The 11,940-nt window shown below is 71.0% G+C and carries 10 protein-coding genes and 1 tRNA gene; 5 read left to right on the forward strand and 6 right to left on the reverse strand.

All coding sequences use genetic code 11. The features are described from left to right. Positions 1–21: 21 nt before the first annotated feature. The 4 genes from ACFYZQ_RS23675 to ACFYZQ_RS23690 form a co-directional block, all read right to left on the reverse strand. Positions 22–1,002, reverse strand: a complete 981-nt coding sequence (locus ACFYZQ_RS23675; RefSeq protein WP_388802247.1) for a ribose-phosphate diphosphokinase — start codon at positions 1,000–1,002, stop codon at positions 22–24. Between the two features lie 97 nt (positions 1,003–1,099). Next, positions 1,100–2,548, reverse strand: coding sequence for a bifunctional UDP-N-acetylglucosamine diphosphorylase/glucosamine-1-phosphate N-acetyltransferase GlmU (glmU, locus tag ACFYZQ_RS23680; RefSeq protein WP_389151013.1), 1,449 nt, complete (start codon positions 2,546–2,548; stop codon positions 1,100–1,102). Positions 2,549–2,679: 131 nt separating this feature from the next. Continuing rightward, positions 2,680–2,755, reverse strand: a tRNA-Gln gene (locus ACFYZQ_RS23685). Between the two features lie 14 nt (positions 2,756–2,769). Next, positions 2,770–3,630, reverse strand: coding sequence for a hypothetical protein (locus ACFYZQ_RS23690; protein ID WP_389151016.1), 861 nt, complete (start codon positions 3,628–3,630; stop codon positions 2,770–2,772). Positions 3,631–3,797: 167 nt separating this feature from the next. Between ACFYZQ_RS23690 and ACFYZQ_RS23695 the strand changes: the two genes are divergently transcribed. Beyond that, positions 3,798–5,099 (forward strand): sensor histidine kinase, encoded by a 1,302-nt coding sequence (locus tag ACFYZQ_RS23695; RefSeq protein WP_389151019.1) that lies wholly within the window; start codon positions 3,798–3,800, stop codon positions 5,097–5,099. Between the two features lie 18 nt (positions 5,100–5,117). On the opposite strand, the gene ACFYZQ_RS23700 is transcribed toward ACFYZQ_RS23695, so the two are convergent. After that, the gene (locus ACFYZQ_RS23700) at positions 5,118–5,612 is read right to left on the reverse strand and encodes an SUKH-3 domain-containing protein (RefSeq protein WP_389151022.1); all 495 of its coding nucleotides are present in this window, start codon (positions 5,610–5,612) and stop codon (positions 5,118–5,120) included. 66 nt (positions 5,613–5,678) lie between these two features. Then, a complete protein-coding gene (locus tag ACFYZQ_RS23705; protein ID WP_389151025.1) occupies positions 5,679–6,206 on the reverse strand; it encodes a YwqJ-related putative deaminase in 528 nt (175 codons plus the stop codon). A 226-nt stretch (positions 6,207–6,432) separates the two neighbouring features. Between ACFYZQ_RS23705 and ACFYZQ_RS23710 the strand changes: the two genes are divergently transcribed. From ACFYZQ_RS23710 to ACFYZQ_RS23725, 4 genes are all read left to right on the forward strand, one after another. Further along, positions 6,433–7,452 (forward strand): SMI1/KNR4 family protein, encoded by a 1,020-nt coding sequence (locus ACFYZQ_RS23710; protein ID WP_389151028.1) that lies wholly within the window; start codon positions 6,433–6,435, stop codon positions 7,450–7,452. 7 nt (positions 7,453–7,459) lie between these two features. After that, positions 7,460–10,057, forward strand: a complete 2,598-nt coding sequence (locus tag ACFYZQ_RS23715; RefSeq protein ID WP_389151031.1) for an SUKH-4 family immunity protein — start codon at positions 7,460–7,462, stop codon at positions 10,055–10,057. A 179-nt stretch (positions 10,058–10,236) separates the two neighbouring features. Continuing rightward, positions 10,237–11,121 carry a cellulose-binding protein gene (locus ACFYZQ_RS23720; protein WP_389151034.1) on the forward strand — a complete coding sequence of 295 codons (885 nt, stop codon included), beginning with the start codon at positions 10,237–10,239 and terminating at the stop codon, positions 11,119–11,121. A gap of 174 nt (positions 11,122–11,295) precedes the next feature. Then, positions 11,296–11,538, forward strand: a complete 243-nt coding sequence (locus ACFYZQ_RS23725) for a hypothetical protein (RefSeq protein WP_389151037.1) — start codon at positions 11,296–11,298, stop codon at positions 11,536–11,538. The last annotated feature ends 402 nt before the right edge of the window (positions 11,539–11,940 follow it).

The raw sequence follows: 11,940 nt of genomic DNA on the forward strand, positions 1-11,940 counted from the left end.
GACGGAAAGAAGGGGGAACCCCTACTGCTCGTCGAACAGGCTCGTCACCGAACCGTCCTCGAACACCTCACGCACCGCACTCGCGATCGTCGGCGCGATCGACAGCACCGTGATCTTGTCCAGCTCCCGGTTCAGCTCACCCGGCGTCGGCAACGTGTTCGTGAACACGAACTCACTCACCCGCGAGTTCTTCAACCGGTCCGCCGCCGGACCCGACAGCACACCGTGCGTCGCCGTCACGATCACATCCTCCGCACCATGCGCGAACAGCGCGTCCGCGGCGGCACAGATGGTCCCACCCGTGTCGATCATGTCGTCCACCAGGACACACACACGCCCCTTGACCTCACCCACGACCTCGTGGACGGTCACCTGGTTCGCCACGTCCTTGTCACGCCGCTTGTGCACGATGGCCAGCGGCGCACCCAGCCGGTCACACCAGCGGTCCGCCACCCGCACACGGCCGGCGTCCGGGGAGACCACCGTCAGCTTCTCCCGGTCGACCTTGCCACCCACGTAGTCCGCCAGCAGCGGCAACGCGAAGAGATGATCCACAGGCCCGTCGAAGAAACCCTGGATCTGGTCCGTGTGCAGATCCACCGTCAGGATCCGGTCCGCACCCGCCGTCTTCATCATGTCCGCGATCAGACGCGCCGAAATCGGTTCACGACCACGGTGCTTCTTGTCCTGCCGCGCGTAACCGTAGAACGGCACGATGACGGTGATCGAACGGGCCGACGCACGCTTCAACGCGTCGATCATGATCAACTGCTCCATGATCCACTTGTTGATCGGAGCCGTGTGGCTCTGAATCAGGAAACAGTCCGCACCACGCGCTGACTCCTGATAACGCACATAGATCTCGCCATTGGCGAAGTCGAAGGCCTTCGTCGGGACAACCCCGACACCCAGCTGCTGGGCGACCTCCTCGGCAAGCTCGGGGTGGGCGCGGCCGGAGAAGAACATCAACTTCTTCTCGCCGGTCGTCTTGATCCCGGTCACAGCACTGTCTCCTCAGAGGTGTCTCAGCTGGTGGCGGCTGGGGGCGTGCGGATGTGCACCTATCACGGTACGCCGTGTCCGACGCGCCCGTTTCCGGTCAGTCCTCGCGCGAACCCTGCTCGGAGGCCGCCTCGGCCGCCTTCGCAGCCGCACTCCCCGGACGCTTACGAGCCACCCAACCCTCGATATTCCGCTGCTGACCACGGGCCACGGCCAGTGAACCCGGCGGCACATCCTTCGTGATCACAGACCCCGCAGCGGTGTACGCACCGTCCCCGACCGTGACAGGCGCCACAAACATGTTGTCCGAACCGGTACGGCAATGAGAGCCCACGGTGGTGTGGTGCTTCTCCTGACCGTCGTAGTTCACGAAGACGCTCGCCGCACCGATGTTGGAGTACTCACCGATCGTCGCGTCCCCCACGTAGGAGAGATGCGGGATCTTCGTCCCCTCACCGATCGACGCGTTCTTCGTCTCCACGTACGTACCGATCTTGCCCTTCTCCCCGAGACGCGTACCGGGCCGCAGATACGCGTACGGCCCCACACTCGCCCGAGCGCCGACCCGGGCACCGTTGGACACGGTGTTGTCGACCCGGGCCCCGGCACCGACGTGCGTGTCGGTCAGCCGGCAGTTCGGGCCGACCTCCGCACCCTCGCCGAGATGCGTGGAGCCATGGAGCTGCGTACCCGGGTGGACGACCGCGTCCTGCTCGAAGGTGACGGTGACATCGACCCAGGTGGTCGCCGGATCGACGACGGTCACACCGGCCAGCATCGCCCGCTCCAGCAGGCGGTCGTTGAGGATGCGGCGGGCCTCCGCGAGCTGCACGCGGTTGTTGATCCCGGCGATCTCCCGGTGGTCACCGGCGACCGAAGCCCCGACCCGGTGACCCGCCTCACGCAGGATCCCGAGCACGTCCGTCAGGTACTCCTCACCCTGACTGTTGTCCGTCCGCACCTTCTTCAGCGCGTCCGCCAGGAGCTGCCCGTCGAACGCGAACACACCCGAGTTGATCTCCCGGATCTCCCGCTGTGCGTCGGTCGCGTCCTTGTGCTCGACGATCTCCGTGACGGCACCGGTGGCCTCGTCACGGACGATCCGCCCGTACCCGGTCGCGTCCGGGACCTCGGCGGTCAGCACCGTGACGGCGTTGCCGTCCTGCTGGTGCGTCCCGGCCAACTGCTGCAGCGTCCGGCCGGTGAGCAGGGGCGTGTCCCCGCAGACCACGACCACGGTCCCGTCCACCCCGCTGCCCAGCTCCTCCAGACCCATCCGCACGGCGTGCCCGGTCCCGTTCTGCTCCGCCTGCACCGCCGTGCGCACGGCCGGGTCGACCTCACCTAGGTGCGCGGTGACCTGCTCACGGGCGTGACCCACGACGACGACCAGGTTCTCGGGGTCCAACTCACGAGCCGCGGCCAGCACATGGCCCACGAGGGAACGGCCGCAGATCTCGTGCAGGACCTTCGGTGTGGCCGACTTCATACGGGTGCCCTCACCCGCTGCGAGAACGACGACGGCTGCCGGGCGAATGGAGCTCACGGGGTTGCCCTTCGGCTTTGACGGGTGGGGATGACATCCGCAGGATACCGGGGCGTTTCGCGGGGGACATGGGAGCGGGCCCTGACGGTTGTGTCACCGGTCAGGACCCGAACCGAGGTCTTGTGTCGCTGTGGCTCCCCCGCAAGGATTCGAACCTTGTCCTGCTGGTACCAAAAACCAGTGTGCTGCCAGTTACACCACGGGGGACAGCGCTTCAGACCTTACCGGAGACGTGCCTCTGCCTGGGCCACGGTCTCCGCCCACCAGCCTTCGATGCGGTTGTACAGGTGGGCGCTCCGCGCGACTGTGATGACCAAGCAGCCGTGGTAGTCCTCACCGGTGTTCTTGCGGACGGTCTTCGGGTTGTGCCTCTTGAGAGTCGGCTTGGCGAATACCGAAGGGTCGACGTCTGCGATGTCCGCCCAGAATTGATGCGCAGCATCGACGTCTGCCGATTCATGGATGAGCACGCGGAAACGGAGACGCTCCCGGTTGACGTCGAGAAGGTCGAGCCACGCCAGGTAGACCTTGATCACGCCCGGGTCGCTGTTGACGAAGATCGCTCGCTCCCGTCGGTCGTACGGCTTGCTCTTCGAGCCTTCGGCCCAGTACAGCGCGACCCCTGCCATGAAGAGCTCACGGTCCGTCGTCTCGCCGACTTCCCGGCGAGCCGCCAGCTTGGTCTTGTGGCGTTCCTCGTCCTCTGCCGCGCGACGCCTCGCGAGCCCTTCGTTCATGAGGGCTCGTTGTTCCTCGGGGGTGTACCGGGGTGCCGGACGCGGGAGATCACGTACCCACAGTGAGACCGAGCTCCTTGAGCAACCCAGTTCCACCTCGATCTGGTCGTACGTCCAGCCCTGGAGCCGCAGCTCCCGCGCCTTCGCCCGCAGGTCGTCCTTCGCGTTCGGTCGCTTCGTCCACTCGGGCGGCGGCTCCCCTTTCACCAGCTGGTTGAGGATGTCGTTGTTGTAGATCTTCAGCTCGTCCCGGATCTGCCGAAGGCTGTAGCCCCCGCGCCGCAGGGCGACCGCCCGCTCCCGCAGCCCCTCGAAGTCGGCGTACTTGCCTGCTGAATGTGCCATAGGCATACCGTCCAGCCGGAATGACCGGTTCCGGCCTCGAACGGTCATAGTTCAGCCGTTCGAGGGATACCGGGCGGTTTCCCTGTGATTCGGCTACGGCGTGTGGTGTAGGCCAGTCCGCGAAACTCACCGGAAAAGCGGTACCTGGCGACCGTAGGCTGGGAGCCATGACCGTGACGGGGGAAGAGCACGCCGCGGGCCCGGCCGGCCCGTGGTGGTGGGACAGGCGGCGCAGTGCCGTGTTCGACGGGAGTCTGGCGCTGGCGTCGGCGCTGGAGTGCGGTGCGGAGGGGATCCCGTTCGCGAGGGACGCGGGGATCCCGCTGGCCGTGGGGATCGTGTTCGGGCTGCTCGCGGGCTCCGTGTTGCTGATCCGGCGCCGGTGGCCGATCGCGGTCGTGCTGGTGGCGATCGCGATCACACCGGCCGAGATGGGCTTCCTGCTGGGCATCGTGGGCCTGTACACGCTGGCCGCCTGTGAGCTGCCCCGCAGGATCCTGGCGGCTCTCGCCGGTATGTCCCTGGTGGGGACGATGGTCGTGACGTTCGTGCGGGTGCGGCAGGACATGGCGCGGGGAAGTCTGACCCTCGGGGACTGGTTCGTGCCGTTCGCGGCGATCACGACCTCGCTGGGGCTGACCGCGCCCCCGATCCTGCTCGGTCTGTATGTGGGGGCCCGGCGCCGGCTGATGGAGAGCCTGCGGGAGCGGGCGGACAGTCTGGAGCGGGAGCTTCAGTTGCTGGCCGAGCGGGCCGAGGAGCGGGCGGAGTGGGCGCGGGGTGAGGAGCGGACGCGGATCGCGCGGGAGATGCATGACGTGGTCGCGCACCGGGTGAGTCTGATGGTGGTGCATGCGGCGGCGTTGCAGGCCGTGGCGCGGAAGGACCCGGAGAAGGCGGTGCGGAACGCGGCGCTGGTGGGGGACATGGGGCGGCAGGCGTTGACCGAGTTGCGGGAGATGCTCGGGGTGCTCCGGTCGGGGGACGGGATGGTGCGGCGGGCCGCGCAGGCGCAGTTGGCGGCGATCGACGTGGTTGCGGCGAAGGAGGCCTCGCGGGCGGCGGAGGAGGACGGGCCGTACCTGTCGGGGCTGGACGAGTTGGTGGGGCAGTCGGCGGCTGCGGGGATGGTGGTGGATCTGTCGGTCGAGGGGGATGTGCGGGAGTACAGGCCGGAGATCGAGCAGACGGCGTACCGGGTGGTGCAGGAGGCCCTGACGAACGTGCACAAGCACGCGGCGGGGGCGAAGACGTATGTGCGGCTCGCGCATCGGGTGTCGGAGATCGCGATGCAGGTGGAGAACGAGCCGCCGCCCGAGGTGGGGTCGGCGTCGGCGGTGGGGTTGCCGTCGGGGGGGAATGGTCTGGTAGGGATGCGGGAGCGGGTTGCGGCGTTGGGTGGTGTGTTCGTGTCGGGGCCGACGGATGCGGGTGGTTTCCGGGTGTCGGCGGTGATTCCGGCGGCGTGAGCCCGGAGATGTGTGGGGTCAGCCGGTGGTGAGGCGGGCGGGTTCGATGCCGGTGATGAGTGTGGTGAGGGCGTGGTCGATGTCGGGGCCGAGGTACCAGTCGCCGGTGTGGTCGAGGGCGTAGACGCGGCCTGTGGCGTCGATGGCGAGGAGGGAGTGGGTGTCGGTTTCCTCGCCGAGGGGGCAGACGTCGGTGTCGAGGGCGCGGCCGAGGTCGCCGAGGGTGCGGGCGTGGTGGAGGCCGTGGAGGGGGTCGAGGTGGAGGGTGGCGGGGGCGACCTGGCGGCCGGGGCCGGTGGGGGTGATGTGGAGGCCGCCGAATTCGGCCCAGGCCTCGACGGCGGCGGGGAAGACGGTGTGGCGGTGTCCGGCGGGTGAGGTGTGGTCGCGCAGGGTGTCGGCCCAGTATTCGGCTTGTTTTATGTCCCAGTGTCCGGGTTGCCAGCCGGCGGCGCGCAGGGCGGCGTCGACGGGTACGGAGAAGCGGGTGGTGGAGGTGCGGTCGGCGTGCATCTGACCCTCGTTCGTCGTGCGGGTGTGGTGCGGGTGGTGCCGGTGGTGCGGGGAGGGTGACGGGGGTCAGTTGTCGTTTGCGTCGGTGTCGACGATGCGGACGCCGAAGTGGGCGCTGAGGGCGGTGCAGGCGCGGCAGGGTGTGGCGAAGCTGCCGTGGAGGGGGTCGCCGTCCTCGCGTATGCGGCGGGCGGTGAGTTTGGCTTGTTTGAGGGCTTTGCGTGCTTCGCCGTTGGTCATGGGTTTGCGGGCGGCGCGTCTGCTGCGGTCGGCGTCGGCGGCGGTGATGTGGCGGGAGATGAGGATGGTTTCGGCGCAGCGTCCGGTGAAGCGGTCGCGTTGGGCGCTGGTGAGGGTGTCGAGGAAGTCCTGGACGAGGGGGTGGAGGGGTGGGGGCTGGTCGCTGCGGGCGGCGGTGCCGGTGAGGGTGGTGCCGCGGACGGAGAGGGCTGCGGCGATGGTGGGCAGGATGCCGTCGCGGCGGTGGAGGAGGGCGGGGGCGTGGGGTGCCGCGGTGCTGCTCCAGCCGATGCGGGGGTCGCCCGCTCGGAGGTCTCCACCGCCTCCGGCCTGCATGGTGTTCATGGTCGTCATCCCCTCCCGGGTTTCCCCCGAAGGTCACAGGGTGCCAAATTCTGTGGCTGGTGCGGAAGCTGGGGCGTGCGACACGCCCGTGTTCGGGCGACTCGTCACGGTGGGGTGACGGCTGGTCACGGAAGTGGTGGGCCGGTGACCGGTGTCGGTGTACCGCTTAGGCTGTCGGCATCCGCGATCGATACCGCCGTACAGGCCTGAGAGAACGCCGCAGGGGGCTACCGCCATGACGACAGGTCGGCTCGGGCTGGGGGCACCGCCCAGCCGCCAGGCCGGGGGACGGGCCGCGCCGCCGAACGCGGCCTATGCCGGGCAGGTGGTGCATTTCCCGGATCCGGTCCGGGCGGCACGTCATCCGAGGGGGGTGCGTGTCGATGAGCGCGGGTACCCCGATTTCTCGCCCTATGCGCGTGCGGCGGCGGAGATCGCCGATCCGCCGGAGGGTTTCGGTGTGGACGAGCTGCGGTTGACGGATTATGTGTCGGCGAACGCGGCGTTGGCGGCGACGGGGCACGAGTTGTGGGACCTGGTGCCGGATGTGGCGACGCCGCACGGGTGGACGTGGCATCACGTGGTGGGTTCGCGGCGGCTGCAGTTGGTTCCGGTCGAGGTGAAGGCGCTGCTCAGGCATCACGGTGGGGTGGCGACGGCGCAGGTGGACCAGGAGAAGCGGGGGACGCGGCCGTTGCAGGAGACGCGTCCGGCGCATTTCGGGTTGCCGAAGTCGGGTGTGGCGGTGACGGAGCAGCAGGTACAGGGGGTCGAGGAGGACCTGGGGTACCGGTTGCCGGGTGCGTACCGGTCGTTTCTGAAGGCGGCGGGTGGGTGTGCGCCGGTGGGTACGGCGTTGGACGCCGAGTTGGGGTTGTTGGTGGATCAGCCGTTCTTCACGGTGCGGGACGAGGCCGCGGTGAACGATCTGGTGTATGTGAACAAGTGCCTGCGTGACCATCTGACGAAGGACTATCTCGGGGTGGCGTTCGTGCAGGGTGGTCTGCTGGCGGTGAAGGTGCGGGGCGAGCGGCCGGGTTCGGTGTGGTTCTGTTCGTACGACGATGTGCGGGACGTGGATCCGGGGTGGTCGCCGGCGGAGCGGGTGGAGCGGTTGCTGCTGCCGTGCGGTGATGACTTCGACGCTTTTCTGTCGCGGCTGGCGGGCAGTCCGCCGGAGTTGGAGACGGTGGCGAACCTGATGGTGGACGGTGGTTTCGCGCGTGCCGTTCCGGTCTCTTCCGTGGGGGAGTGAGTCTGCGATGGTGACGTTCGCTCAGGCGCAGGAGCGCGCGGAGGAGTGGATCAACGGAGACGTGCCGGTGTACCAGCACCGTGAGGTGCGGGTGCGGGAGTTCGAGCTCGGCTTCGTGGTGTGGGGTGAGGATCGTGCGGAGGGTCCGCGGTCGGACGCGGGCGCGCAGCGGTTGGTGATCGCCCGGGACAGTGGTGAGGCGACGTTGTGGCCGGGGTTGCCGGTGGGTGAGGTGATCCGCCGGTACGAGGAGGAGTACGGCCGTGAGGGCGAGGTGGCGGACGCGGTTCCGGCGCCTGCGGCGCGGGTGGATCTGAATCAGACGTCGTTCTTGTTGAGTCCGCCGGAGTGGTTGCAGGAGGCGGCGGACAAGCTGGGGATCGCGGATCGCCGGTCCGAGCGTGACGCGCTGCCCGAGACGCAGGCGGGGACGCCGGTTCCGGGGGCCGGGGGTTCGGGTGCTGTGCCGTCGGATGCGGTGCCGGCCGGTGCCGTGTCGTCGGATGCGGTGGCGTCCGGTGCGGTGCCGTCGGATGCGGTGCCGGTCGGGGCTACGCCTTGGGCGGGTACGGACACGAACGCGGACGCGGGTGAGGATCGTTCGGTGCCGTTGCCCGACACGGTGTTCGCGCCGCCGTTGAGTGAGTCGGGCGAGGGCCCGCCGACGCCGCCGGATGCCAGGACGGCGTTGCTGAAGGGCGGGAGCGGGCTGCCGCGGACGGCGGTCGCGCCGGTGGACGGGCCGGTCGTGGACGGGCCGGGTGCGCCGGTTGCTCCGCCGGTTCCGCCGGTGCCGGGGGGTGCGCAGGGGGCGCCGCCGCCTCCGCCGCCGGGTGCGCCGCGGTACGGGTATCCGCCGGTGCCAGGGGGTGCTCCGGGTGTGCCTCAGCCTGCGGCCGGTGGGCCCGGTGGTCCTGGTGCGCCCGGTGGGCCGGGGCGGCCGTTGGCGCCGAACGCCGGGGACATCGCGGACGCCGCGACGAGCAAGGCCGCGCCTCCGCCGCGCCGGGCGCGCGGCGGGGTGGGTGCTCCGCCGCCTCCGGGTGCGCCGGGGACTCCGGGTATGCCGCCGCCTCCGCCCGGGGCGCCGGGTATGCCGCCGCCCCCGCCGGGTGCGCCCGGGGCGCCGGGTGCGTCGGCGGGCGGGTACGCGCCGACGCAGATGGTGTCGGGGCTCGGTCCGCAGGGGCCCGCGGGGCCGAATCCGCCGGGTGACACCGCGCGGCCGCCGGGTGGAGCCGCTCCGCAGCGTCCGGCGGGTCCGGCCGGTCCCGGTGCGCCGGGTGGGCCTGGTGCGCCGGGTGCGCCGGGTGCTTCGGCGGGCGGGCGTGGCGGTGCCGTGCATCACGCGGAGACGGTGCTGGCCGCGCCCCCGGTGACGGGTCCCGGCGCACCGCCTCCGCCGCCGCCCACGCCCGGGGCGCCGGGTGGGCCGCAGCCTATGCCGCCCGGTGCGATGCCGCCTCGCGGTGCGATGCCGCCGCCTGGTGCCATGCCGCCTCCCGGCGCGATGCCCCCGGCCGGTGCGATGCCGCCTCCGGGTGCCATGCCTCCCCCCGGTGCCATGCCGCCGCCAGGTGCGATGCCCCCGCCGGGGCAGCCTCCGTCGTACGGCTATCCGCAGCAGGGGCAGCCGATGGTCGGCCCGGGTTATCAGGCCGTGCTGCGTTACCGCGCGCACGACGGTTCCGAGCAGCAGCTGATCCGGCGTTCGGCGCCGGGCACGCCGCACCCGGAGTGGCAGATCTTCCATGAGCTGCGCGCGATGAACGTCCCGCCGGACAAGGTGCTGGAGCTGCACACGGAGCTGGAGTCGTGTGAGCTGCCGGGTGCGTACTGCGCCCGGATGATCCGGGAGCAGTGGCCGCAGGCGCGGATCGCGAGCATCGCGCCGTACGGTACGGATCACGCGAGCCGGCGGCAGGGGATGCAGCAGTTGCTGGCGCACCAGGGGGAGTTGCACCAGGTGGCGGACGGTCCCGCGCGGCCGGCGCCGGTGCGGGCGCCGCTGCCGCCGGTGCAGTCCGCGCCGCCGGTTCCGCCGGAGGCGGTCGGGCAGGAGCTGGCGGCGGCGTTCGGGCCGGGGGTGTTCCGGTTCGACCAGCAGGCGGTGTCGCGTCAGGGTGTGCCGCCGGTCGTGGCGCACACGCTGGTGGTGGCCGGGTTGCCGGTGGACATGGGCCCGTTCTTCTGGGCGCAGGCTCAGCCGGGCCGTCCGGTGCCGACGCTGGCGGAGCTGGCGGCCGAGCGCGGGGTGCAGCCGGCGCCGGACGCGGGGTCGTACCTGGTCATGGGTACGGACTTCGGGAAGGCGATCTGTGTGCAGTACGGGACGGCGAACATCGTCGCCGTGCCGGTGGAGGCGGGGCCGGGCGGTGGGCCCGTACCGCCGCAGTTCGTGAACACCGGTCTGCCGGAGTTCGCGCGCTGTCTGGCGCTGCTGGGCCGGATGTGGCGGCTGCGGTTCGGGCTGAATCCGGAGCAGGCGGGCCGCTGGACGGTCGATTTCCAGGCGCAGTTGGCGTCGCTGGACCCGGCGGCGCTGGGTTCGCCGGAGAGCTGGTGGTCGGTGCTGCTCGAGCAGATGTGGGACGGGCTTCTGTAGCGCGGTCGGTGCAGTCGGTGGGGCCGGACCCGGGTGACCGGGGCCGGCCCTTTCGCATGTGCGGGAACCTGGCCGCGACATGTCTGCGGAGTGTCGTGTTGTGAACGCTTACGTCCGATAGATCAAAATATGCCCGAAATCATCATTTCGTGTGTGTCTGACGGAGAGGGGTTCACAGGATGCGCAGCGCACCGGTGTCGCCGCACGGCTTCGTCGCCGTCCGGGGACGGGGCTACCGGCCCGGCCAGGTCGACGCGTTCACCGAGGCGCTCTCGCGGGACCGGGACGCCGCCTGGGAGCGGGCCGCCCGGCTCACCGTGCTCGCCAAGGACATGGCGGTGGAGGTGGCCCGGTTGCGCGAGACGGTGGCGCGGCTCGCACCGCAGACGTACGAGGCGCTCGGAGAGGGCGCGCGGCGTCTCTTCCAGCTCGGGGTGGAAGAGGCGCAGGCCGTACGGGAGTCGGCGCGGGCCGCGGCACGGGACGAGGTCTCGGAGGCGCAGGCGTACGCCGAGAGCGTGCGCCGGGCGGCCGCGGAGTACGCGGACACGCTCGTCGGGGACGTCGAGGAGCGCGCCCGCCAGCGGCTCCTGGCGGCGGGCGCCGAGGCGGACGAGATCCGGATCGGCACGCGGCGCGCGGTGAAGGAGGGGCGCAGCGAGGCCCTTGCCGCGCTGCGGGAGATGCGGCAGCGGACCTCCGGGATGCTGACCGAACAGACCCGGGAGCATGCGGCGCGATGGGCGGCGCTGGAGCAGGAGGAGGTCGAGCGGTCGGCCGCGCTCGACGCGCTGCACGCCGAGCGGATGGTGCGCGCGCAGGCCGCGTTGGCGGAGGCGGAGCGGCAACTGGAGGAGGCTCGGGCATCGGTGGGCCCGTGCCTGGAGGAGGCGCACGCGCGTGCCGCGGAGATCCTCGCCGAGGCCCGGGTGCGCGAGGACGCGATCGCCCGGGAGACGGAGCAGGTGCTGCGTGAGCACGGGGAGACGTGGGACGACATGCAGGCGCAGATGGACGACGTGCGCAGCAGCCTCACGACGTGGACGGGGCGGGCGGTCGAGTAGGCGTCCCGCCGTCCCCGGACCCACGCCCGCCCACGGCGCGCGGGCGTGCGACCGGAGTCGGAGGCCCGGGCCCGGATGTCCGACCGCAGGAGGCTGTCGTGCCCCTGTGGGACCAGGATTGGGTAGCTCCCTGCGGCGATGCCGTTCCGCGGTCCACCTCCTAGGGTCTCCCGCATGAGCCGGTCTTCTGGATCTGCTCGCTTACGCCGCCCGGCCGCCGTCACGGCCGCCGCGCTCGCGTTGGCCCTGTCCCTGCCGCTCCTCGCCGCCGGCCCCGCCTCCGCCGCCGCGGCGCCCACTTCCGCCGCGGCGCCCACTTCCGCCTCGGCCGCGCGCGAGGCCGCGGTCGCACTCGCCCAGCCGCTTCTCGACGGGCCGTCACCGCAGAATCCCGAGGTCTCCGTGCGGTTGCCCTGAGCGGCCGGGCGGCACCGCCCACCGGAACCCCCTGATCCTTTGCCCCCTGCACCTATCTCCCCGGAGAAGGTTGCCACTTGACCCTCACGCGGCGGCAGGGTGCAGGCTGACGGGCCGATGGGTGGACAGGGCCCCTAGGCGCGCTCCACCCCGGGGTGGACAGCCCCTAGGGGTTCCTCCGTACAACGGCCGGGGGAGGGTTCGTCCCGCCGGAGGAGGAGATGGCACCGGTCCGGTCCTTAACCTGGCTTTACGCCGTCGGGGGGCGGCTGACCGAACCGGCGCCGGTGGGGTTAACCCCCCTGGAAGACGGGGCTTCGCACCAGCGCGCGGCGGCCCGTCGGCCGGGAGACTCATCGGCGTACCCAGAACGACGCACCGGCTCACCGGGGCGGATCCACG

The organism is Streptomyces sp. NPDC001843, from assembly GCF_042891955.1.
In the GTDB taxonomy this organism is placed as follows: Bacteria; Actinomycetota; Actinomycetes; order Streptomycetales; family Streptomycetaceae; genus Streptomyces.